This window comes from Chloroflexota bacterium, assembly GCA_013152435.1.
In the GTDB taxonomy this organism is placed as follows: domain Bacteria; phylum Chloroflexota; class Anaerolineae; order DUEN01; family DUEN01; genus DUEN01.
In genome coordinates, this window is the sequence record JAADGJ010000074.1 from 24,694 (window position 1) to 49,175 (window position 24,482).

At 65.3% G+C, this 24,482-nt stretch carries 17 protein-coding genes; 12 read left to right on the top strand and 5 right to left on the bottom strand.

All coding sequences use genetic code 11. From position 1 onward, the window contains the following. The first annotated feature begins 96 nt into the window (after positions 1 to 96). From GXP39_10415 to GXP39_10425, 3 genes are all read left to right on the top strand, one after another. The gene (locus tag GXP39_10415; GenBank protein NOZ28449.1) at positions 97 to 1,272 is read left to right on the top strand and encodes a phosphoglycerate kinase; all 1,176 of its coding nucleotides are present in this window, start codon (positions 97 to 99) and stop codon (positions 1,270 to 1,272) included. Positions 1,273 to 1,367: 95 nt separating this feature from the next. Continuing rightward, complete coding sequence (locus GXP39_10420; protein ID NOZ28450.1) at positions 1,368 to 2,240, top strand: SDR family oxidoreductase; 873 nt, start codon at positions 1,368 to 1,370, stop codon at positions 2,238 to 2,240. Between the two features lie 45 nt (positions 2,241 to 2,285). Next, entirely contained in the window at positions 2,286 to 3,263 is a 978-nt protein-coding gene (locus tag GXP39_10425) for an aldo/keto reductase (protein ID NOZ28451.1), read from the top strand. A gap of 17 nt (positions 3,264 to 3,280) precedes the next feature. Here the strand turns inward: GXP39_10425 and GXP39_10430 are convergent, their stop codons facing one another. The 4 genes from GXP39_10430 to GXP39_10445 all read right to left on the bottom strand — a co-directional run bounded on the left by GXP39_10430 (position 3,281) and on the right by GXP39_10445 (position 9,699). Then, positions 3,281 to 6,178, bottom strand: coding sequence for an ABC transporter permease (locus tag GXP39_10430; protein ID NOZ28452.1), 2,898 nt, complete (start codon positions 6,176 to 6,178; stop codon positions 3,281 to 3,283). 107 nt (positions 6,179 to 6,285) lie between these two features. Beyond that, the gene (locus GXP39_10435) at positions 6,286 to 7,113 is read right to left on the bottom strand and encodes a carbohydrate ABC transporter permease (GenBank protein ID NOZ28453.1); all 828 of its coding nucleotides are present in this window, start codon (positions 7,111 to 7,113) and stop codon (positions 6,286 to 6,288) included. A gap of 18 nt (positions 7,114 to 7,131) precedes the next feature. After that, positions 7,132 to 8,088 carry a sugar ABC transporter permease gene (locus tag GXP39_10440; GenBank protein NOZ28454.1) on the bottom strand — a complete coding sequence of 319 codons (957 nt, stop codon included), beginning with the start codon at positions 8,086 to 8,088 and terminating at the stop codon, positions 7,132 to 7,134. A 75-nt stretch (positions 8,089 to 8,163) separates the two neighbouring features. Beyond that, positions 8,164 to 9,699 carry a carbohydrate ABC transporter substrate-binding protein gene (locus tag GXP39_10445; protein ID NOZ28455.1) on the bottom strand — a complete coding sequence of 512 codons (1,536 nt, stop codon included), beginning with the start codon at positions 9,697 to 9,699 and terminating at the stop codon, positions 8,164 to 8,166. 468 nt (positions 9,700 to 10,167) lie between these two features. Here GXP39_10445 and GXP39_10450 point away from each other — a divergent pair, with 468 nt between their 5' ends. After that, complete coding sequence (locus tag GXP39_10450; protein NOZ28456.1) at positions 10,168 to 11,394, top strand: response regulator; 1,227 nt, start codon at positions 10,168 to 10,170, stop codon at positions 11,392 to 11,394. Here the strand turns inward: GXP39_10450 and GXP39_10455 are convergent. Continuing rightward, positions 11,327 to 13,576 carry a hybrid sensor histidine kinase/response regulator gene (locus GXP39_10455; protein NOZ28457.1) on the bottom strand — a complete coding sequence of 750 codons (2,250 nt, stop codon included), beginning with the start codon at positions 13,574 to 13,576 and terminating at the stop codon, positions 11,327 to 11,329. The genes GXP39_10450 and GXP39_10455 overlap by 68 nt on opposite strands. A 511-nt stretch (positions 13,577 to 14,087) precedes the next feature. On the opposite strand from GXP39_10455, the gene GXP39_10460 reads away from it, so the two are divergent. The 8 genes from GXP39_10460 (at position 14,088) to GXP39_10495 (ending at position 24,481) form a co-directional block, all read left to right on the top strand. Continuing rightward, positions 14,088 to 15,053, top strand: a complete 966-nt coding sequence (locus tag GXP39_10460) for a MoxR family ATPase (protein NOZ28458.1) — start codon at positions 14,088 to 14,090, stop codon at positions 15,051 to 15,053. Positions 15,054 to 15,135: 82 nt separating this feature from the next. Further along, on the top strand, positions 15,136 to 16,650 hold the full coding sequence (locus tag GXP39_10465; GenBank protein NOZ28459.1) for a DUF4129 domain-containing protein: 1,515 nt from the start codon (positions 15,136 to 15,138) through the stop codon (positions 16,648 to 16,650). A gap of 160 nt (positions 16,651 to 16,810) precedes the next feature. Next, positions 16,811 to 17,671: a tellurium resistance protein TerC gene (locus GXP39_10470; protein ID NOZ28460.1), complete on the top strand. Its 861-nt coding sequence runs from the start codon at positions 16,811 to 16,813 to the stop codon at positions 17,669 to 17,671. A gap of 373 nt (positions 17,672 to 18,044) precedes the next feature. Further along, positions 18,045 to 19,886: a CHAT domain-containing protein gene (locus tag GXP39_10475; GenBank protein NOZ28461.1), complete on the top strand. Its 1,842-nt coding sequence runs from the start codon at positions 18,045 to 18,047 to the stop codon at positions 19,884 to 19,886. A gap of 29 nt (positions 19,887 to 19,915) precedes the next feature. Next, a complete protein-coding gene (locus GXP39_10480; protein ID NOZ28462.1) occupies positions 19,916 to 21,256 on the top strand; it encodes a secernin-3 in 1,341 nt (446 codons plus the stop codon). Positions 21,257 to 21,348: 92 nt separating this feature from the next. Next, complete coding sequence (locus GXP39_10485; protein ID NOZ28463.1) at positions 21,349 to 22,056, top strand: MBL fold metallo-hydrolase; 708 nt, start codon at positions 21,349 to 21,351, stop codon at positions 22,054 to 22,056. 210 nt (positions 22,057 to 22,266) lie between these two features. Further along, the gene (aroA, locus tag GXP39_10490; GenBank protein NOZ28464.1) at positions 22,267 to 23,577 is read left to right on the top strand and encodes a 3-phosphoshikimate 1-carboxyvinyltransferase; all 1,311 of its coding nucleotides are present in this window, start codon (positions 22,267 to 22,269) and stop codon (positions 23,575 to 23,577) included. Between the two features lie 19 nt (positions 23,578 to 23,596). Further along, positions 23,597 to 24,481 carry a shikimate dehydrogenase gene (locus tag GXP39_10495; protein ID NOZ28465.1) on the top strand — a complete coding sequence of 295 codons (885 nt, stop codon included), beginning with the start codon at positions 23,597 to 23,599 and terminating at the stop codon, positions 24,479 to 24,481. Position 24,482 lies beyond the last annotated feature (1 nt).

Consider the following 24,482-nt stretch of genomic DNA (forward strand, 5'->3'; position numbering starts at 1 on the left):
GTAGGATACCGTGAGCTGGAAGCTGGGAGAAGATGCTGGTGTCCGGCCAGCCTCCAGCTTCCAGCTCTTTACGTTTCACAGATGAGAGAGGGTCCCATGAACAAGAAGACCGTACGCGATATCGACGTCAAGGGGAAACGAGTGCTGGTGCGAGTGGATTTTAACGTCCCGCTGTCGGACGGCAAGGTGGCCGACGACACACGCATCCGGGCCGCCCTTCCCACCATCCAGTACCTGATCGACCAGGGGGCCAAGGTCATCCTGATGTCCCACCTGGGCCGCCCCAAGGGCCAGGTGAAGCCGGAGTTCAGCCTGAAGCCCGTGGCCGAGCACCTGAGCCAGCTCCTGGGGAAGCCGGTGAAGATGGCCCCCGACTGCGTCGGCCCGGAGGTGGAGGCGATGGCGGCCGAGCTACAGCCGGGCGACGTGCTCCTGCTGGAGAACACCCGCTTCCATCCGGAGGAGCGGAAGAACGATCCCGCCTTCGCCCAGCAACTGGCCAAGCTCGGGGATATTTATGTCAACGACGCCTTCGGCAGCGCCCATCGCGCCCACGCGTCCACGGAGGGGGTCGCCCACTACCTGCCGGCCGTGGCAGGCTTCCTCATGGAGAAGGAGCTGAACTTCCTGGGCAAGGCGCTGGAGGCTCCGGAGCGACCGTTCATCGCCATCCTGGGCGGCGCCAAGATCTCCGATAAGATCGGCGTCATCCAGAACCTGTTGGGGAAGGTGGACGCCCTGCTGATCGGCGGGGGCATGGCCAACACCTTCCTGCAGGCCCAGGGGTATGACATGGCCGAATCCCTGGTGGAGGAGGACAGCCTGGACACGGCGAAGCAGCTCCTCCAGGAGGGCGAGGGGAAGATCTTCCTGCCCGTCGATCTCGTGGTGGCGGACGCCTTCGACGCGAACGCCAACCACAAGGTCGTGCCGGTGGACGAGGTCCCGGCCGGCTGGCGAGCGCTGGACATCGGGCCGGCCACCGTTGCCCACTTCAGCAACCGGCTGGCGGGCGCCAAGACCGTGGTCTGGAACGGCCCCATGGGCGTATTCGAGTTCCCGGCCTTCGCCAAGGGGACCGTCGCCATCGCCCAGGCGCTGGCCGATCTGAAGGACGCGGTGACCATCATCGGCGGCGGCGACTCGGTGGCTGCCGTCAAGCAGGCGGGGCTGGCCGATAAGATCACGCACATCTCCACCGGAGGCGGCGCCAGCCTGGAGTTCCTGGAGGGGAAGACGCTGCCGGGCGTGGCCGCCCTGCTGGATAAGTAGCCTGTCCACTCACGTGCGCAGGCCCTGACCGAGGATGGTCAGGGCCTGTTTCTATCTCGCAAGCAGGCCTTGGGAGCGGCAGAGGAGGCGAGGCAATGGGCATATTGACGGGCAAGACGGCGGTGATCACGGGCAGCACCCGGGGGCTGGGCCTGGCCATCGCCCGGGCCTACGCACGAGAGGGAGCGGCCGTGGTCATCTCCTCCCGCTCAGCCGAGGCGGTGGATCGAGCCGTCACGCGCCTGCGGGCGGAGGCCAGGCGGGTCACCGGCCTGCCATGCGACGTAGGGGACATGGAGCAGGTGCAGACGTTGGCCGCGCACGCCGAGGAGACCTTCGGCGGGTTTGACATCTGGGTGAACAACGCGGGCGTCGCCGCCCCATACGGTCCCACCGCCCACATCCCGTCTGAAGGCTTCCTGCGGGTCTACCAGACCAACATCCTCGGCGTCTACCACGGATCCATGGTCGCCATACGACGATTCCTGGCCCAGGGGCACGGGAAACTGATCAATGTGCTCGGGCGTGGAGCCCGTCGGCCGGTGCCCATGCAGAACGCGTACGCCGCCAGCAAAGCCTGGGTTCGAAGCTTCACGCTGGCCCTGGCTCGCGAGTACAGGGAGAGCGGCGTCGGCATCTACGCGTTCAGCCCAGGGCTCATGGACACCGACCTGTTGCGGCGCGTGGAGGCCGTCGCCGGATACGAGGGGCGCCTCCAGCCGCTAAAGACGGTGATGCGGCTATGGGCGAACCCACCGGAGGTACCCGCCCGCAAGGCGGTATGGCTGGCATCGGACGCCACCGACGGCCGCACGGGGCTGGAGGTCCGCATACTGGGCCCCGCAGGCATGGCCCGGGGCGTCGTTCGGGACCTTCTGCGCAGGCTCTTGCGCCGCCCGGCGCCGCCCTTCGATCTGGAGATCACGACGATTCCCCCGGCCATCCCTGAGATCGACCGGCCCGGTTGAGGCTTGGCCGGCAAGGGCATGGCTCACCGAAGAAGAGGAGTCCATATGGAGCGAGAAGACGCACGATCCGACGCCCCTCATTCGGAGCGGATCCCCCTGGGGCCCACCGATCTGCGCATCAGCCCTATCGGCATCGGCACCTGGGCCTGGGGCGATCGGATATGGTGGGGTTACGGACGCGGCTACACCGATGCGGACCTGCGAGCGGCGTTCCAAGCCAGCCTGGAGGCCGGGATCCACTTCTTCGACACCGCCGAAGTCTATGGACTCGGCCGCTCGGAGCGGCTCCTGGGGCGATTCATCCGGGAAGCCGGCCGCCCCGTCGTGGTGGCCACCAAGTTCTTCCCCTTCCCCTGGCGTCTGGGACGTCGTAGCCTGCTCCGGGCGCTGCGCGGCAGCCTGAAACGCCTGGGAATGCAGCAGGTCGACCTATACCAGATCCACTGGCCGTTTCCCCCCGTGCCCATCGAGACCTGGATGGACGCGCTGGCCGACGCGGTGGAGGCAGGGCTGGTGCGCGCCGTAGGCGTCTCCAATTACAGCGTGGAGCAGATGCAGAAGGCACACGAGGCGTTGGCCCGGCGCGGCGTGCCGCTCGCCTCGAACCAGGTGGAGTACAGCCTGTTGCAGCGAGGCCCGGAGCGCAACGGGCTGATGGCGCTCTGCCGGGAGCTGAAGGTCACGCTGATCGCCTACAGCCCGCTGGGGATGGGGCTGCTGACCGGGAAATACACGCCGGAGCGTCCACCGGCAGGGCTGCGCGGCCGCCGACTGGGGCGCCAACGGCTGATCCAGGCCCAGCCGCTCGTCGGCCTGCTGCGGGAGATCGGACAGGCGCATGGGGGCAAGACGCCAGCCCAGGTCGCCCTGAACTGGGTCATCTGCAAGGGGGCGGTGCCCATCCCCGGCGCCAAGAACGCCCGTCAGGCCGAAGACAACGCGGCGGCCGCCGGGTGGCGGCTGACGGAGGAGGAGATCGTCGCTCTGGACGAGGCCAGCGATCGGATCGCTGCCGGCCGATAGCCCCGGTGGCGCCCGGCTCAGGTCAACGCCTCGCCCAGCTTGACCGCCTGGAAGACCCGCAGCCGGGAGAGCAGCCCCACGACCACGCCGGTGGTCAGCGTCGAGACGGCGATCAGGGCGGCGACCGCATATCCCGTATCGCGCCAGGCGACGATGACGGCGAAAGGCGGGATCAGATCCGCCTCCGTGTGGCCGATCTGCAGGAAGGGGATGAAGAGATGGCTGGTCACCAGCCCCAACACGGCGCCGCCCAGGATGCCGAGGCTGGTGAGCAAGATCTGCTCCCCCGCCAGGGAGGCGGCCACCTGCCCCGCCGAAAGGCCGATGGCCCGCATGATGCCGAGTTGAATGAAACGCTGGCGATATACCAGGAAGGCGTGTAAGCCCAGCGCCAGCATGCTCAGGAGCGTCGTGATGACGAATCCCAGGGAGAGGAAGCCGAACAAGCCGATGCGCTCCGGACGCGCCCGCTCTTCGGCGATCTGCTGGCGAGCGTCATCCATCTCCAGGATCCGGAACCCGACCTCCTCCAGCTGCCCGACCAGCGTGGGCGCATCCACCCCCTGATCGACGGACAGCCAGACGTAGTACGGCACCGGCCCACCCAACTGATCGAAGATGTACTCCAGGTTGGCGATGAAAAACTCCCCCTCACCCGGGTAAGCCGTGGGGAACAGATCCACCACTCCCACGATCGTGAACAGGAGGGGCTGGTTGCTGCCAGCGATCAGCCCCCGCAAATGCAACGCGTCGCCGATACGCAACCCTGTTTGGGACAGGAACTCCGATCGCACCAGGATCCCCGACGGGTCCACAGCCAGCGCGTTCATCAAAGCACCCAGCGAGGTAGGGGCGAAATCCCGTCGGAAGTAGGCGACGCGAGGGAAGTCAAGGCGATCGATCCCGTACAAACGCCCGGTGACCATCTCCCCGCCCACGCGGGTGGTCGCCTTGAACACGCCCACCCGGGCGGCCGCCCGCACCGCGGGGGCGCGCAGATGCTCGGAGACGGGAAGGATGGCCCAACTCGGGAGCTCCTCCAATCCCCCCGCATCCGAGGCGGCTCCGGACGGGCCTCCCGAGGTCACGCTGACGCTCCGGCCGATCACTCCCGCCGCCTCCGCCAATGCGACGTCCGCCCCGACCTGATAGTACGTGCGGGCCACTAGATTCTCATCCAGCGTGCGGGCGACGGAGGCGGTGAACGTCCCCAGACCGACGGTCAGGACCAGCAGCATGATCAGGGCGGCGTAGTGCCGGCTGCTCCGGGCCAGATTGCGCACGGCCAGAAGCGTCGCCACGCCGGGCACCCGGGCGACCAGGATCCCCAATAGCCGCATGGCCGGCGGAAAGAGGCGTACATACACCCGCGCCCCGGCCAGGAGAAAGATCGCCGGGGCCAGGAAGAGGATCGGGTTCTCCCAGGGATCCCCACCCTCTCCAAACTGGAGCTGCGCGATGCGCCCCTGCCCCCGAAGCAGATAATATCCGTAGCCCGCCGCGGAGAGCAGCGCCAGGTCGCTCAGCACCTGCCACCACGAGGGCCGATCGTCTGATCGGCCGACCGCCTGCTTGGCGATGACGATGGTGAAGTGGGCAGCTCTCCACGCCGGCGTCATGGTGGCCCCCAGGGCCAAGACCAACGCTCCCACGGCGAACGTGAGGCTCTCCCGCGTCACGGCCACGACCAAGGGAACAGATCGCTCGAAGGCAAGGAATCCCCGCGTGCCCCCCACCGCCTGAGCCGCCCACCGTCCCAAGGGAAGCCCCAACAGCAACGCCAGAACCCCCAACGTGATGCCTTGAAGAAGGTACGTCACGACAATCTGAGCGCCGGTACTCCCCCGGCTCTTCAGGATGGAGATCTCCAACCGCTGGCGCTCCACCATGTTGTCCGCGATCAGCACGATAAAGAGGAGCACCAAACCCACAATGGGCAGGGTGAGCAGCAGGATCAACAGGGACTGCGTGGAAACCGCACGCTGATACCGTCGCAGCGCCGACACGGGCGAGAGGGTCAGCCGGGTGCCCGGGAGCAATGTGTCCACACGCGTCTCCACCGAAGCCACCCGCCGGAGAAAGGCCTCCACATCCTCCGCCCGCACGCTCCCGCCGTCGAGGACCTGGTACCAGCCCACGTCGAACAGGGGCTGGGGGATGCTCCCGCCCACCGAGCGGATGTACGCATCTCGGGAGACCAGCAACACACGGTCGAAGGACTCCGGTGGGATATACCAGAAGGGGGCATCGGGATCATAAGCCTGCCAGACGCCAGCGATCCGCACGGGGATCGTGATAGCGGAACGCTCCGAGCCGGAAGGGGAGATGCCGCCGGGATCGAAGAGCACGTACGTCTCCCCCACCTGAAGCCCCAGGTCCGTGGCCAGGGTGGGGCTGATCAGCACATCCAGATAACGCCCGGTGCCGTCGTCCTGCGGCTCCTGTCCCTCCGCCAGGACGAGATGCGGCCCCAGATCCGTGATGAAGCCCAAGGCGACGTGGCTCAGCGGTTGATCGCCGCGCGAATACGCCCCATCCTCTGAGGGGAAGAGCTGAAAGAGGTCACTCTTGACGTAGTGCATCCGGACCCGGACCGGAAGCTCGAGGTCCGAGGACAATCCCGTCTCCAGATATTGATCCAGTGCCCAATAGTGATCCCAGACAGGGAAGTCCTCTCGTTCACCCGTGTAGTGGAAGAAGAAGGCGAAAGCCGGCCGGCGCCCCGTCTGCACCGTCTGCAGCTCTCGCCGCAGCAGCGACTGATGGATCGCATCCGTGTACATGGGGATGGCGGAGACCAAAGCGACCGCCACCACCCATCCCAGCAACAGGGCAAACGCCAGGGCGGGCTCGTGCAGCAATCGCTGATGGGCCAGCTTCCACAATCCCAGGAGCCGTCGGATCGGATTCAGCAACGCGGTGAGATACCTCCGGGTACACGGCAACGTTCCACAACGGCACAGGCTGAGCGTGAAGGCTCAGCCCGTGACCGGATCGTCCAAGTCTGGCACAACGCCTCGCGTTACGCCTTGATCGCCCCCGATGTCAGGCCGGCGATGAAGTAGCGCATGGTGAACAGGAACAGGATGATCAGGGGGATCGACGCGATGACGAATCCGGCGAACATCGGCCCCCAACTCTCCAGCCCTCCGTAATGGCTGCTGAAGCTGACGATCCCCACAGAGATCGTCCAGCGGCGGCCGTCCGGGATCGTCACCAACGGCCAGACGTAGTCATTCCACGTGCCGAGGATGTTCATGATGGCGATCGTCACCAGGATAGGCTTCGATAGGGGCAGGACGATGTGCAGGAAGAGCTGCAACGTGGAAGCCCCATCCAGGCGGGCGGATTCGAAGAGCTCCTCCGGCAGTGAGGCGATGAAGCTGCGCAGGATGAAGATGGCGAAGATCTGGCCGCCGGAGATGTACGGCAGGATCAGGGCCCAGTACGTGTTCAACAATCCGAAGCTCTTGATCAGGAGAAAGGCGGGCACCAGCGTCAGCACGCCCGGGATCATCAACAGCGAGAGGATAGCGAAGAACAGGAACTCTCGCCCGGGGAAGGAGAACCGGGCGAACACAAAGGCGGAGATGCTGGAGATGGCCACCACACCGGCCACGGACACGCCCGAAACCAGGGTGCTATTGGCCAAGTACACGCTGATCCGGCCCCACGCATCCCGATAATTGGCCAGCGTCGGCGGCCAGGCAACCCCCCAGAAATTGTGAATGAATTGGGGCGACGTCTTGAAAGAGGTGATCACCATGAAGATGAACGGATAAAAGGTGAGAATGGCAAGGAACCCCAGGACGAGATGAATCGGCAGGTCATGCCTCAACGTGCGGCTCATGGACGCTCTCCTTGTAGGTTACACACCCGTGAACTCCACGCTCGACTTCAGGTATCGGGTATTCAGGTAGGTCAGGATCAGGGTCACGATGAACAGCATGGTGCCGATGGCACAGGCATATCCCATCTTATTATAGTACATGGCATTCCGATAAAGATACAGCCCTGGCACCATGGTGGACACTCCCGGGCCGCCGTTGGTCATCACCATGATGGTGGTGAATCCCTGAAACGATCCGATCACCGTCAGGATCACGATCAGCTTGACCTGGGACATCACGAGCGGCAGCTCCACGTGCCAGAAGCGCTTCCAGGTGGACGCGCCGTCGATGGCCGCCGCATCCAGCAACTCCATAGGGATAGCCTGGAATCCGGCCAGATAGATCAGCGTCGAGATGCCCGCCACCCACGGGAACCCGATGAACATGATCGCATAGAGGGCCAGATCGAAGTCCCCCAGCCACGGCCGGGCCAACGACCCCAGTCCGATCGATCTCAGGATCTGGTTCAGCAGGCCGATGTTGGGGTTGTAGATGAAGCGCCAGATCATCAGGGTGACCATGCCCGGCACCACCATGGGCACGACGAACAGCACGCGATAGAAATAAGCCAGCCGGAGATCACGCAGATGGAAGATCAACGCCCCAGCCATCAGTGGGAAGGTGAGGTTGATGGCCAGCGCCACCAATGTGAGCTTCACCATGTTGCCTAGGGACAACCAGATGGTTGGATCGTGGATCATCAGGTTGAAATTGCTCAGGCCGGAGAAGCGCTTGAAGTTCGCCCCATTCCAGTCGAAGAAGCTGTGGTACAGGGCCGACGCGGCGGGGTAATAATTGAAGAGCAAGATCAGCGTGAACGTGGGCAGTAGCAACAGATAGCATTCCTTGCACCGGGCCGCATGCCGCAGGGTGACCGCGATCTTCGACGGGGAAACGGCGGCGGGTCTTGCACGTTGGGCCGTCAACTGTGTCATCTCTCCTCTCCCATGATAGCGAGTCAGGGGGAGCCGGCTCCCCCTGACTCGTCTCATCGTGCAGGGTGCTAAGGATCAGCTTCCCTCTGCCCAGTCCGGATGCTCGGCCAGGAGCTGATCGGCTGCCCGCTCCATCTCCTGCTGCACCTGATCCGTCATCTGCTCGGCGTCGATCTGGTCCGCCAGGAACTGCTGCAGGAGGTTCCACAGCGTGTCCACAAACTCGCGGGTCAACATGCTGTCGAACGGCTCGATCCGCTCCGTGCCGTACTTGACCATCATGTCCGTGTACACGGAGAGCGTCGGATCGGCACCCGTGGTGTCCACCGTGCCGGGGGCGAATCCGCCATGATCGTTCAGCAGCGCGATCAGGTTCTTGGGAGCCGTGATGAAGCGCATCCAGTCGATGGTCTCATCCAGCACGCCGCGCTCCTCGGCCACGCTGGCGATGGCGTACTGGAAGACGCCACCCACGCCCGCCATGGCCGGGAAGTCCACGCCGCCGAACTCGGACGTCTCCTCGGTGATCTTGGGGATCTTGGGGAAGATGCCCCACTCGAACTCGATGAGCGGGTCGTTGCGGACCGGCTTGTTCATCCAGCTGCCCATCCAGGCCACGGCGGCCTCTCCGGTGGCCCACAGCCGGTACACATCATCGGGCGGTACGGCCCAGAACCCGTCAGGCCAGTAGTTGGACCACCCCTTGATGATCCGGAGCATCTCCTTCCATTCGGGATCCTTGGCGCCATAGCGTCCGGCCTTGATGGCACGCACCATCACCGGCGGAGGCAGGTTCTCACCGGGCTTCCAGGTTCGCGAGACGGTCTTGTTCGCCCCTTCCTCACCCCACTTAATATACCCCATCTTGCGATCATACATCACATCCTGGACCTCGCGAGTGCTCCAGCTCCCATAGAGCTGCACCCCACCCGCCAGATCCATGCTGATGGACATGGGGATATGACCCGCCTCCTTCAGGGCCTGCTGGACCTGCTCGTACTCGGCCCAGGTCTCCGGCACATCGGCGCCGATCTCCTCGAACATGTTCTTGTTGTAGAAGAAGCCCGTGCCGACGATGTCGCCTGTGATCATGTAGATGTGGCCATCGGGCGCCGTGCCGCTGGCGATGACGGGCGGCTGGAAGATATCGATCCAGCGCTTGTTGCCGTCGACGTAGGGATTCGGCTGTTCCAGATACGGATCGAGGTTGACGAACCACCCCTTCTGGTAGTCACGGGCGATGTACCCTCGCTGATACCAGACGATCTCGGGGGAGGTCCCGCCCGACATCTGGGTGACGAGCCACTCCTCATAGCCGGTGGGGATCTGCGGGATGAACTCGATATCGACGTCGGGGTGGGCCTCCTCGTAGGCCTTCTCCATGTCCCACATCTTCTGGGGCGGATCCCAGCGGTCCGTCTCCAACCGCTCGCGAGGCGTCAGGCCCTGCGCATACATACGAACCTTCTTCTTCGCCGTGGTCTGCTGGGGCGCTTCCGCGCCCGGGGCGGTGGAGGGCGCCATGGGCGCGCAGGCGGCCACCAGGGCCCCGGCGGCTCCTACACCCGCCGCCTTGAGGAACGCTCTACGAGACAAACGCTTTGCTTCCATCTCTCCACTCTCCTTGGAATAGAAGATTCTGAGAAATGAACACGGACACGCGCTTCAGGATAGGATCGCGTCCAGGCTATCACCTCCCCTCCTTGCTCACAGGATCCTCCACGACGAAACGGACCGTTGGTTGACCATCGACGTAATGGATACGCTCAGAATGGCACGATGAGGACCTATCAAGCGGACATGGTCAGCGGGAACCCATCTTCCTCCCGTTGACGAACAGAGGCGCTTCATGCCGCCCCAGTGGGAAAGAGGGCAATGCCGGCCACGCCGGATATCCACACTTCACTTGCGGATGGGCCGCCCCCCTTGTATACTTCACCGTGACGGCAGGTAAATCACGCAAAGAGGAATCGACCACGCACACAACGCGCGACACCCCATTCATGATACCATGCCGCCCACGAAAGGGGATACGATTTTGCCCAATACCGGCCAAAAACCGGCAAGGAACAGGACACCTTGAATCGGGAGCAGTTTACCGCCGCGTTGCGCACAGCGCTTATGCAACTCGATGATCTGCAAAGCCTGCGCCGCAGCCCTCTCCTCACGATCCTCGCGGGCGATCGCAACGCGGCCAATCCCGTGAGCCTGCAAAGACTCCTGTTCAAGGAGATCGAGTCCCTGAAGCACGCCCCCGGGGTCCGCCCATCTCGCATGTATGAGATCCTGTACTATCGCTACGTGGAGCAAATCAGCCAAAAAGAGGTGGCCTACCAGCTCGGGATCAGCGTGCGCCAGCTTCGTCGCGAACAGGCGAACGCGATCGAATACCTGGCAGACCACCTGTGGAATCGGTACAACCTGACTGAACGATCGTCTGAGGCTACACGAGAGGAAATCGCACCGTCGCCCTCCTCCGCCCAGGGGACGGGCTTGAACGAGGAGATCGCCTGGCTGCGCGACGGCTTTCGATCGGAGGCGAGTGTTCTCTCCGCCGAGCTGGCCGAAGCCCTCCGGGACGCCGCTATCCTGGCGAAACGATACGGGGTGACCCTGCGGCAAGCTCCGATCCCCGCCTTGCCCAAAGTGGCCGTGCCCCCCATGGCGCTGCGGCAGGCTCTGCTCACGGCTCTGACCGCCGTCATCCCCCCGACCACCGGGCTCTCCCTGGACATTCAGGTCGCATCATCGGAGACAGGGGCGACCATCACGCTTCAACAGGCGGCCATCCCCTCCAAGAGCCCCCCACAACCCAGCTACGATCTGGCATCCCTGGATGTCGTCTCCACGCTGATCGCCCCCTTCGGCGGCCACGTGATCGCATCCGACATCCCGCCGCTGCGTGTCCAGATCGTTGTCCCCAAGGTGGGCAGCATCCCCGTGCTGGTGGTCGACGATAACCCGGACGCCCGTCAGCTTCTGGAACGCTACGCAGCCAACTCCCGCTTTCGCGTGATCGCCACGGCGGATTGTGCGCAAGTGGTGGCCCTCGCCCGGAAATTCGGGGTGCACGCCATCGTCCTGGACGTGATGATGCCCGGGGTGGATGGATGGGACATCCTGGCCCAGCTGCGTCACCATCCGGACACCCAGAACATACCCATCATCGTCTGTACCATACTGCCGCAAGAGGAGCTGGCCAATCTGCTGGGAGCCACGGCCTTCATTCAGAAGCCCGTCAGCCAGCAGGCATTTCTGGAGGCTCTGGAGCGCGTGACGGCCACGCCGGAGCGAGGGAACGGCTGAGCCCCATCGCGCACATGAGGATATCCCGAGCGGACAATCCACCGGTCAGCTCGACCCGCAGACGACTCGCCACAACGGGTTCCCCCCACGGATCACGAGCGGACACGATCACCACCGGGATGTGTCGAATCCGAGGGTCGGCGTTCTTCTCCTCCAGGACCTGATAGCCATCCCGGTCGGGCAGCCCCAGATCCAGGAACACGGCATCCGGCTGGCGCTCCCGCATCAGCGCCAGCGCATTCGCCCCATCGCCGGCGCGCAACGTCCGATATCCCCGGCCGGCGGAGGCGAGCTGACGTGCGATCAGGCGCGCCATGGTCTGGTCGTCCTCGACGATCAGGATGCTGCCACGCATGGGCGCCACCCGCTCGGCCGCGGCCAGAAGAGCCGCCCGGGTGACCGGCTTGACCAGATAGTCGACCACGCTCAGACGCTCGCACGCCTCCATCTTCCCCGGTATGTAGCAACTCACGACCACCGTGCGGTCCGGCAGATCCACCAATCGCCGGATCAACCCCCGGGTCTCCATTACCCGGGCATCGTTGATCAGAAGCACTTCCGGCGGATCCTCCACCAGCTCTCGCTCCGCCTCCTCCAGATCCCGCACGGCGACGACATCCACTCCCTCGAAGAGGACGGGGGCCTGTCGGGAGAGCACCGGGTCCCGCTCCACGATCAGGAACCGGGGCTTCGGCTTGGGCAACTCCACCTGCGAACGCCGGAGGCGAGACTCATGAGCCGCATATGGGTTCACCCACCGTTTTGCCCCTGACAACACACGGCCGTTGGAGGGCTCATCTGGCCTCAATGGCAGGGAGAAGAAGAACGTGGTCCCCACCCCGGGCTCGCTCTCCAGCCACATCTTCCCGCCGTGCAGCTCCACCAGCCGTCTGCTGATGCTCAGCCCCAGACCGCTGCCGTCATGCGGCCTCTTGGTCGAGCCATCCAGTTGCTGGAAGGGCTCGAAGATGCGGTCCTGATCCTCCGGGCGGATCCCCGGTCCCGTATCCCGCACACGGATCACGACGTAGTCCTGATCCATCGTCACGCCGACGGTGACGCCGCCCGTCTCGGTGAAGCGCCCCGCGTTGCTGAGGAGGTTCAGGATCACCTGACGAGCGCGCAGTCGATCGCAATACACCGCCGGCAGGCTCGACGGCAGGTCCACATCGAGATAAAGCCCCTTTGCGCGATAGAGCGGCGCCACCGCCTGGGCAGCCTCATCGATGATGCAGGAGAGGTCCGTCCACTCCCGGCTCAAGCTGAAGCGCCCCGCCTCGATCTGGCTCAAATCCAGCACATCGTTGATCAATTGGGCCAGGTGCTGCGCGTTCCGATAGATCACCCCGATGTCCGACAGCAGGGCCTTGGGCAGCCGGGACCCATAAGTCGAAGGGGAATGGGCGATCATCTCGCTGAAGCCGATGATCATGTTGAGCGGGGTGCGCAGCTCATGGCTGACGTTGGCGACGAACTCCTCCTTGGCCCGTCGGGCCTCCTCGGCCTCCATCCGGCTGGCCCGCAGTAGCTCGTACAGGCGGCTCAGTTGGGCATACGCCTCGGCCAGGTCCTCGTTGGCCTGATTCAAGGCCAATCTGTGCTCGCGAGCCTCCTCCAACAGGGTGTGCGCCCGCTGATAGTACACGAACAGTCGCTCGAGGATCATCAACCGGGGGGCCTCGCTGATCCATCCCAACGCCCACGTGACCCCAATCAGAAAGATCACGGCCACACTTTCCGTTGTGACCACATGCAGCGGGACTCCCAGCGGCCGCAGCAGGAGGGCGGCGATCATGGGGATGCCCACCAGTACACCCGCCCGCCATCCCAGAGCAAAGGTCGCCAAACTGACCGGCAGGAGGAACAAAGTGGCAGCCCCCGGCCCCGGCCACCAGAGCGTCGCCAGCCAGGTGGCTATCGCGACGCCTGCAACCAGCCCCACGATGCCCAGGCGGACGTTGATGCGAGAGAAGCCATAGCCAGCGATCAGGGCAGCGAACAAGAGCAATGCGATCGGGGTCACCTGGTGGGGTTGTAAGAGCCAGCGATCCAGAGCGATGGGGAAGACTCCGCAGAGGGAGAGGAGCGCCCAAAGCCTCCAGAAGCTTTCATCCTTCAAATACTCCCACTCACGCTCTATCCGGCTGGCGGCATAACCATCGGAGGATCGAAACCATTTCATCGCCCCGCTCCATGAGCACGCCTGTTGATCGCCTGCAGCGATCTGAACCCTTCCCGCCTGAGAAGATTGTACCCAACCAGATGGCAATTGGGAAGTTCCCAAGTCCAGGGCCTTTTCAAAGTCCAGCATTCATACATATTAGCACACGTGACACTCACAGGGACAAGGATTGTCTCGCTCCATCTCGATTTCCACCGCTGACCTTGAAAGAGCCCTGTCTCCATCCCCCCGTCCACCTGAATCAGACCGGGGGAGAGGAGTGAGAAGCTGAGAGGAATTCCCCCCTCCTTTTGGACACACCACCACAGCGGCGATATATTTGACACCGCGGCCCGGTTGCATACAATGGAGTTGTGGAATTCGCGCGATGAGGCTCGTGCCAACGATTGCTCGGCGGTGGATAGCCTCTACCCACGAGAACGGCGAGTGGTAGGGGCTTTTTTGTTGTGGCCCCGCCATCTCTCATGGGCTTAAGGGAAGTGAAGGGATGTGTGCCTTGACGGATATCACGATGGTAGGAGAGATCGCCCGAGCTGTGCGGGAAAACGTCAACCGGGTGATCGTCGGCAAGGAAGATGTGATCGATTTGCTCCTGGTGGCGCTCTTCTGCGAGGGCCATGTGCTATTGGAGGACGTGCCCGGCATCGGGAAAACCACCCTGGCCAAGACCCTGGCTCGTTCGCTGGGATGCACCTTTCAGCGCATCCAGTTCACCCCCGACCTGCTCCCCTCCGACATCACCGGCGTAAGCGTTTTCAACCAGAAGACCGGTGAGTTCGAATACCGCCCGGGCCCCATCATGGCCCAGATCGTGCTGGCCGATGAGATCAACCGGGCCGGGCCGCGCACCCAGTCGGCGCTGCTGGAGGCCATGGAGGAACGCCAGGTAACGGTGGACGGCGTCACCCGCCCCCTGCCCCGCCCGTTCCTGGTGCTGGCCACCCAGAACCCCGTGGAGCTGGAGGGCACCTTCCCGTTGCCCGAGGCCCAGGTGGATCGATTCCTGCTGCGCGTGGCGCTGGGCTATCCGGAGCGAGAGGAGGAACGGCAGATCCTGCACCGTTTCCAGACGGACAACCCGCTGGATCACATCGAGCCGGTGGTATCGGCCGAACAGATCCAGGAGGCCGGCAGGTTATGTCGACAGGTCTACGTGCATCCCGCCCTGGAGGACTACCTGCTCGACCTGGTGCGCGCCTCCCGGACCGATCCCGCCATCACGCTGGGGGCAAGCCCGCGCGGCAGCCTGGCGCTCCATCGCACAAGCCAGGCGCTGGCCGCCATTCAGGGGCGCGACTACGTAATCCCCGATGACATCAAACGGCTGACGATCCCCGTATTGGCCCATCGATTGATCCTCAGCCCGGATGCCCGACTGCGCGGCCGATCGGCTCAGGAGATCATCGGCGAGTTGATCGAGCGCGTGCCCGTGCCGGTGGAGGAGATCTGGCAGGAGCAGGAGGAAACCGCCTCATGACCCGACGCCTTTCGGGGAGCGAAACGGAGCGCATCCCGCCGCCGAGCGCCACCTCGCGATCTCAACGTGGACAAGGCCTGGCATGAACTGGCGTCGCTGGCATTGGCTGAACGACATCACGTTGCCGCTCCTGACGGCGATCCTACGGCTCTGTTGGATGTGGCCGTGGCTGCAGCTCATCCAGCGCTGGCTGACACCATCGTATCAGGGGAACCTGCTATCGCCCTGGCAGATCATCGGGCTTCTGCTGGGCGGCATGGCGATGACGCGCTGGGTGCTGGGGCGATCCTGGAGCATCGCTCGGGCTCGCGCATGGATCGCCGGCACGGGGATCGGGATCATCTTCGGCCTGCTGTGGTGGCTGTTCGCTCGCGCAGGATACGCGCTCTGGGACGTGCGCTGGCTGATCGCGCTGGGGCGGATGCTAAGCCACTGGCAGGTGGAGGTGCCCCCACCCCTCATCACGCTGCTGGCAGCCGCGTACCTGTGGCTACGCGGCGTGCTGGACGGCCGGCTTCCCCCCACCCACGAGCGCGTGTGGGGTACGTTCGCCTCCGGCTTCCTGATCCTGGCGCTCCTCCTGCTGGTTGGCTCGTCTGATCCCAACGGATTGCCCGCCGGCACGGAACAATGGATGCTGGCCTTTTTCGCCGTGGGCATGGCCGCGCTGGCTCTCTCCAGCCTGGAAGTCGCGCGCCAGACCGGTCGAGGGGACGCCGAGAAGCAACCCCGCCTCAGCCGATATTGGCTGGTCAGCGTCCTCTCCGTCATCGTCGCGCTGCTGGGAGTCGGGCTGCTGTTGAGCGCCCTCGTCACACCGGAGGCCATCGCCCGGGCGTTCGGCTGGTCCTCCGCCCTGTTGCGGATCCTGGGGATGGTGCTGTACTACACCGTGTTCGCCGTCGCCTACGTGGTCTTCCTGGTCCTGACCCCGCTTATCCACTGGCTCCAGTCGCTGGTCAGTTCGGCCCCTCGCAACGAGCCATTACAGATGCCCGACTTTCAAAAGCAGCTGGAGGAGATCTCACGGAATCCAGGCCCTACCCTCCCACCTGCTATCGGCGAGACGGCGCGCTGGTTCGGCGTGATCGGGCTCATCGTGGCGATCGCCCTGGCCTTCGCTCTGGCCCTACGCCGCTTCTGGGGGAACGAGGCGGAGGAGGTCGAGGAAACGCGTGAACTGATCCTATCGCGGGATCTACTGGGAGAGCAGCTCTCCGCCCTGTGGAGAGGGTGGGTAGACCGCCTTCGCTGGGCACCCCGGAAGGCGCTGAGCCCATTTCTGCCCCTGGACGGCGAGCCCCAGACGCGCCGCGTGATCCGGGCGCTCTATCAGGCGCTGTTGATGGCCGCCAAGGAGCGCGGGCTCCCTCGCCTGCGGGGTCAGACACCCGTTGAATACGCGCAGGCGCTCAGCGCGGCGGTGCCGGACTCCGGAGAGCCGCTGAGCGTGATCACGCAGGGATACATCCAGGCCCGTTACGACCTGGAGCCGCCCTCCGCAGAGCGGGCGGAAGAGGTCCGGAGGGCCTGGGAGCGATTGCGAGCGACCCTGGAGGCATGGCACGATGGCACATCTCCAGAATCGGACGCATAGCGCTCCCCGCCCGGGCGGGACGCGGACACGATATGCGAAAGACCCCACGAGGATGTGGGGAAGGACATCACGCGAATAGCCCGACGGCTTCACCGGCCGGACGGAGACCCTGCCGGGGCCGTAAGTCGCCGGATACGCAGACCGATACGAGGAAGAGAGCATGGCAGCACTGCTGGTCATCGTACAGCTGATCTTTTTGGAGGGCATCCTCTCCCTGGACAACGCAGCCGTTCTGGGGGCGATGGCGGCCTCGCTACCGGCCGACCGCTCCGTCCCCTGGCCCAAATGGATGGCCCCGTTTGGCCATCGCCTGGACCGGCTGTTGGGCCCCCAGCGACAGGCAGCCCTGAGGGTGGGGCTGTTCGGAGCGTACGCCGGGCGGACCCTCATGCTGGTGCTGGCGGCGTGGGTGGTGCAGAACCCCTGGCTGAAGCTGGTTGGCGCCCTGTACCTGCTCAAGCTGGCAGCGGAACACCTGAGCCAGCCAAGCCATGAGTCCGAGTCCGGCGCCCCCCAGCCGAAGGACGGCCGCTTCTGGCGCGTCGTGCTGTCCATCGAGCTGGCCGATCTGGCCTTCAGCCTGGACAACGTGGTGGCGGCCGTGGCCCTGTCCCGCCATCTGGCCATCGTGATCCTGGGCGTGGCCATCGGCATCCTCACCATGCGCTTTGCCGCCGGCATCTTCGCCAACCTGGTCACCCGGGAGCCGATCCTGGCGCCGACGGCGTTCATCCTGATCCTGAACATCAGCGTCGAGCTGCTGTTGGAGGACTTCGCCGGAGCGCACTTTGGCGACCTCACCAAGTTCGCCATCTCCGCCGGTACCATCGCGCTGGCGCTGCTCTACGCGCACTGGTCGGTCATGCACGTCATCGATCCGCTACTGCGGGCGGCGAAGTGGGTGCTAGGCCTGGTGAACAAGATCATGGATGGGATCTTCTACCCGTTCAAGCTGGTGCTGATGGGGATCGCATCCCTCACATCCGGGACGGTCAGCCGCGTCCACCCGCCCGCCGGCTGACACCGAGCGCCGAGACACAGCCTGATCCATTCCAACGACCCCCAGGGCCCCGGAATCTGCGAGATCCCGGGGCCTGATCATGCACCCGACGTGGTGGAAGCCCCGCGGAACGGCCCATGATGCCCACTCCGCTGCGCCCCTCCATGCAGGTGATACACGGGAGCACCACCCGCCATGACATGGGAATCGCCGTGTCGATTCCGACCCGTTCGCATGCGACAGCGTTTCCACGGAAAGGGCCCGTTGCCAACGCCGCGCTTGCTTGCGCCCACCCACCGCCCTGCTATAATGCAGGCCGACGGCACATCTCCCGAGCACTGCCCGAGAAGATCCCCTTCCGGTGAAATGCCCTTCACCTCACAGGAGTGTGACGATGGACCCAACCATCGCCTTGCTTCAGGCTATCCGGTCGCTTTGGCCACAGCTCCCCGACCTCATCGGAGATGATTGGCCTCAATTCAGGAGCCAGCTGGAGGGATATCTGGAGCGGTTGGAGGCCGATCCGGCCCAGGAGTCCATCACCCGGGCGCTGATCCTGGATCACTTCAGCCAGTATCCCGAGGCACACCAGCGCCTCATCGGGGAGATGGTCGCCTTTCAGAGCCAGCAACTGCCCTCCACATATGGCACCTTAGAGCGCACCACGCCTGCTCTCACACGCCTGCTCCATCCCACCATCACCCGCTATGCCGAGGTCACCTGCCCGCGCCGGGTATGGGTCCAGACGCCGCGCGTCCCCGTCGTCGTCCGACTGACGATGCGCCCGCCGGGATACGGCGCAGACATCGTGGAGCTGGCCGCCTATACGGGGATGCCCGTACGCGTGCGCATAGACGCGCCCGCCTTCGATATCCTCAACTCGGCGGAGCAGGAGACGCTCATCCTACCCAATGCCGATAGCACGCCGGATCTGGCTTTCGATCTACGCCCGCGCGACACCGGCTGCACCCGCATCTACCTCGACTTCTTCCAGGCCGGGAACCCCATCGGGACGGTCAGCGTGCCTGTGGAAGTCACGGCTCACGAGATCAGCGCGCAGGAGGCGTCCAGGTTCGGGAGGGTGCTACGCGCCGAGCCCGATGCGCCCCCTCCTGATCGCATGCTCTACATCGCCTATGAACGATTCCAGGGGCAGCCAGCGCTGCGATTCGAGCTCAGGCGGGGAAGCGATGCCGGGAGAAGGTTCTACCCCACCCTGCTGGGAAGCGATCCGAAGACCTACATCGAACAGCTATACGAGAGGCTTCTCACGGCACACGCGATCGATCCCGCCCGCTCGGCCGGGCCGGAACGCCGACAGGTGCTGCCGCCGGAGGACCCGGAGCAAGTCCTCCGGACCCTGGGCCAGAACCTGTGGCGCGAGCTCATCCCGGAGGAGTTGAAACGCGCTTACGCGATCGAGCGCGGAAGCTGGCACGACGAGACCCTGCTCATCGTCTCCGACGAACCTCATATCCCGTGGGAGCTGATCTGGCCCTATGGACACGGCTGGCAGGACGATGGGCCCTGGTGCATCACCATGCGCCTGGCACGCTGGCTCCGCCGGGGGCCCCAAGGCGATGGGCACGAGGCCCCGCCCGTCCTCCTCCGCTTCGGCGCCCTGGCCTGTCTGGCCCCCACCGCCCCCGATCTGGCCGTCGCCCGGGAGGAACGGCGCCTTCTGGCCGAGCTGACGTCACGGTATGCCCTCTCCGACCTGAGCCCGGACCCGCCCACCTGGCCTCAAGTAATCGAGCTGCTGGAAGCGGGCGGGTACGATTGGATCCACGTGGCCGCCCAGGACCGCTTCCACCCCACCGCCCCCGATGCGGACTCGGCCGTCTGGCTCCAGGACGGAAGAGCGCTTACGCCGGAGGCCATCGTGGGATCGGACATCGAAGAACGGATCCGCGAACGCAGGCCCGGGTTCGTCTTCAACGCCTGCCACGGCGGACGACAGGGCTGGGCCTTGACGCGTCTGGGGGGCTGGGCCAACCGGCTCATCGGCAACGGCGCCGGACTCCTCCTGGCCCCCCTCTGGGAGGCCACCGATGACCGGGCACTGGACTTCATCCGAGCATTCTACCAGGGCTTGCTCGACGGCGAGACGGTGGCGGAGGCAACGCGCCAGGCCCGGCTGGCCGTGCGCCGCGCCGGCGATCCCACATGGCTGGCCTACAGCCTGTACGCCCATCCCAACGCGCGAGTGGTGCTCAGCAGCCAACAGGAAACCTGATGCGTTCCCGACATCCAAGGAGGATCACGATGCCATTCAGTTGCGATACGATGGTCGCGCTGCCGAACGCGACAAAGGGAGGACAGACCCTCTTCGCCAAGAACAGCGACCGCCCTCAGGAGGAGAGCCAGCCCCTCGTCCAGCGGGATCGAGAGGCCCATCCGGGCGGAACCTTCGTTCGATGCCAATTTCTGGAGATCCCCCAGGCGGCCGTCACCTACCGACACGTCGGCTCCAGACCTTACTGGTGCTGGGGCTACGAACACGGCTTCAACGAGCACCAGGTCGCCATCGGCAACGAGGCGTTGGCCTCCAAGATCCCCGTATTCGAGGAGCCGAAACTGCTGGGCATGGACCTGGTACGCCTCGGCCTGGAGCGCGGCCGGACCGCCGCCGAGGCGGTGGAGGTCATAACCGACCTGATCACCACATACGGACAGGGCCGCTTCCAGGGGGGCGCCGACGTGGGCACTTACGACAACGGATTCCTGGTGGCCGACCCGCATGAGGCATACGTGATCGAGACCGCAGGCCACGAGTGGGCGGTGAAGCGGGTCGAATCCACGCTCGGCATCAGCAACATCCACTCCATCGGGACGGACTGGGAGCGGCTGTCCCCCTCGGCCGAGCGCCACGCCATCGAGCAGGGCTGGTGGCAACTGGAGCAGGGACGGCTCCACTTCGCCGAGGCTTACTGCGACTTCTCCAGCAGGCAGTTCGGAGGCGGCCCCCAGCGCAGAGCCCGCTCCTGCGCGGTGCTGAAGAAGCACCGAGGAGAGATCGACGTCCGCACCATGATGGCCCTGCTGCGCGATCACTCCAACGGTGAGGATCCGGAGGAGCCCTTCCGAGAGGAGCCCCCTAACGGCATCTCCATCTGCTGGCACTACACCGAGGAGGTCGGCGTGAACACGGCCGCCAGCCTGGTGGCAGATCTCTGCGCCGACGGGTCCCGGTTGCCCGTCTACTGGTGCAGCTTCTACTCCCCCTGCCTGGGCGTGTTCCTCCCCGTCTTCATCCAGGGTCAGATCCCGGCAGCCCTGACCATTGGCGACGCGGAGCCCAGCGATAAGAGCCTGTGGTGGCTGTTCCGCAAGCTCGAACGCGCCGTGCGGCAGGACCCCAGCGGCGAGGCCGCCGCGGCTGTACGGGCCGTGTGGCGGGGCTTCCAGGACAAGCTGCTGGAGACCGCCTACCAGATCGCCGCGGAGGCCCGGCAGATGATCGATGCCGGCCGCGACGAAGAGGCCGCGCAGAAGCTGACCGACTACATGCACCGCAACGTACAGCAGGCACAGTCTACGCTGCAAGACATGCTCACCCGAGGTCCGCTGACGGTGGCTAACTCTCGGACCGGGCGATCCACGTGAGCTCCAAGCAGGGCGATCCTCCACATCCGCCAGCTCATCTGGCAAAAGCGCCCACTATTTTCTGAACCGTCCTCGATATCCATGGAAGCGTCATGAGAAAGCCGACGGAGACCGTCACGCTCCATTACTTTGGCCATTGCGCCTTTCTGTGGGACCTCCCCACCAGCGCGCGGCTCCTGATCGATCCCTTCCGGAACCCGGCGGACCGCACGTGGTTCCTGCGGCCGTCCCCCAAAATCGAATGCGACATCGTGATGGTCACTCACCCGCACTTTGACCACGACGCCATCGACGAGTTGCCGGGGCGGCCCACCATCCTCCGGCATCCCGTGGAGCTCCGGGGCGAGGGCTTCCGGATCCGCGGCGTCATGTGGCAGCACGCCCGACACTACGGACAGGAATTCAACCAGGAGAACCTCATCTTCGCCGTCGAAGCGGCCGGGCTGCGCTTCTGCCACCTGGGCGATGGCCGGCCGGATCCGCCTCCATCCCTCGTCCAGACGATCGGCCCCATCGACATCCTGATGATCCCGGTCGACGATTCGTGCCACCTTCTCTCCTTCGAGGAGGTGGATCGGCTCATCCGCCAACTGGATCCGGCCGTGGTGATCCCGACTCACTATCTGATCCCCGGGCTGACCGCCCCGGAATCCACGCTGAAGGGCATCGAGCGCTGGCTGGAAGGGCGGACCAACGTGCGCCGAATATCGTCCATCCGGCTGTCCAGAGCCGACCTTCCCGAAACACAGGAGATCTGGATCTTCGACGCGCACGTCACCGCTTCACCGCCCCCTGATTAGGGGACGTGCCCTGATCACCCAGAGGGGATACAACCCCTCCGAGGAAACCCCGCTTTGACGGATCGGGGATACGCATTTACAATACCGCCGCGGGAGATCGTCCAGAAATAGGGTAACGTTTTGCCCCTCGCGAGGCGGTTTGGAGTGACGCGAGCCACTCCCCTCTGGCAGCGATTTCCCAATCTCATTGGCCCAACGGAGCGAACACTGATGGCCCAACTGCGTATCCGACCGGGTAACCCGCTGCGCGGGCGGCTACGTGTACCCGGTGACAAATCCATCTCCAACCGATTCCTCATGCTGGCCGCGCTGGCCGAGGGAGAATCCCGTGCCCGCGGCTGGCTGGCTTCTGACGATACGTTGGCAACCCTGCGTTGTATGGTCGCCCTGGGAGCGGAGATCGAGCGCCCGGAGGAGAACGAGGTGGTCGTGTGGGGAGGCGGGCTGCATTCCTTGCGAGAGCCCACCGACATCCTCTACTGCGAGTCCTCGGGCACGACCATGCGGCTCCTGTCCGGTCTGGTGGCCGGACAGCCGTTCACGACCATCCTTCACGGCTCGGAGCAGCTGCGCCGCCGCCCGATGAAGCGTGTGGTCACCCCCCTACGCCAGATGGGCGCCACCATCCTGGGGCGAGACGACGGCAACTTCCCCCCGCTGGCGATCCACGGCGGCGATCTGTCGGCGATCGAATACGAGCTGCCGGTCGCCTCCGCCCAGGCGAAATCCGCCATTCTGCTGGCCGGGCTGTTCGCGGGCGGCACCACGACCGTGCACGAGCCCGCCCCCAGCCGGGATCACACCGAGCGCATGCTGCAGGCCATGGGCGTGTTCATCGCCCGGGACGGACAATCCGTGCGGATCACGCCGCCCACCACGCCGCTGGCGCCGCTGACGATGGCCGTCCCCGGCGACATCTCCTCGGCCGCCTTCCTGATCGCGGCGGCGCTGCTGGTCCCCGGCTCCGACATCACCCTGGAGAACGTCGGGGTGAACCCCACCCGGGCGGGACTGCTGGAGGTCTTACCCCCCATGGGCGCCGAAGTGGAGCGACTGGACGAGCGGATGTCCGGCGGGGGAGAGCCCGTCGCGGACCTGCGTGTGCGCGCCGCCGAAGGTATGGAGGGCGTCACCGTCGAGGGCGAGCGGGTGCCCCGCATGATCGACGAGTTCCCCATCCTGGCCGTGCTGGCCACCCAGGCGGAGGGGGAGACCATCGTCCGGGGCGCGTCCGAGCTGCGGGTGAAGGAGTCGGATCGGGTGGCCACGGTCGTGGAGGAGCTGCGCAAGATGGGGGCGCAGATCGACCCGGCCGAGGACGGGTTCACCGTGCGAGGCCCCACCCCGCTCCAGGGCGCCACGGTGGACGCGCACGAGGATCACCGGCTGGCGATGGCTCTAGCGGTGGCCGGGCTCATCGCCGAGGGGGAGACGGTGATCGAGGGGGCGGAGTGCATCGACAAATCGTTCCCGCAGTTCCCCGAATGTCTGGCCGCCCTGGGCGCCAGCGTGGTCGGATAAGCCGCGTGTGACGGGCGCCATGGGAGGCACGATGATCGACGGACGCACACGGCTGGTCGGCGTCATGGGCTGGCCGGTGGAGCACTCCCTCAGCCCCCCCATGCAGAACGCGGCGTTCCAGGCACTGGGGCTGAACTGGTGCTACGTGCCGCTGCCCGTCCCGCCGGATCAGATCGCGGCGGCGCTCCGGGGGCTGCGGGCCCTGGGCTTCGCCGGAGCCAACGTGACCGTGCCCCACAAACAGGCCGTCATCCCCCACCTGGCCGATCAAACGGACGCGGCGCGGGCGATCGGCGCGGTGAACACCATCTGGGTCGAGGAGGACGGGACGCTCCACGGGGATAACACGGACGCCTACGGGTTCCTGGCCGCCCTGCATGAGGTCGATTTCGCCATTCAGGGCTCGCACGCGGCCATCCTGGGCGCCGGGGGATCCGCCCGGGCCGTGGCCTATGCGCTGGGATCCGCCAAGGCCGAGCGGGTGGGCCTGTGGAATCGCACGCCGGAGCGAGCGGAGGCCATCGCCCGGGACATGAGCGCCCTCTTCCCCCAGACGAGGTACGAGGCCCACCGCCTCCCCGACGATCTGCACCTGATCCGAGAGCCCACACACCTCATCGTCAACTGCACGCCGGTGGGGATGTGGCCGCACACGGACGCATGTCCATGGCCGGAGGATCTGCCCTTCCCACGCCAGTGTCTGGTCATGGATCTGATCTATCGCCCGGAGGAGACCCGGCTGTTGGCCCGGGCGAGGGAGGCCGGCTGCACGACGCTCAACGGGATCAGCATGCTGGTCCACCAGGGGGCCGCCTCCTTCCGCCGCTGGACGGGCATCGAGCCGTCCGCGGAGGTCATGACCCGGGCACTGCTCGCCGCCCTGCGGCAATCCGCTCGAGAATAGC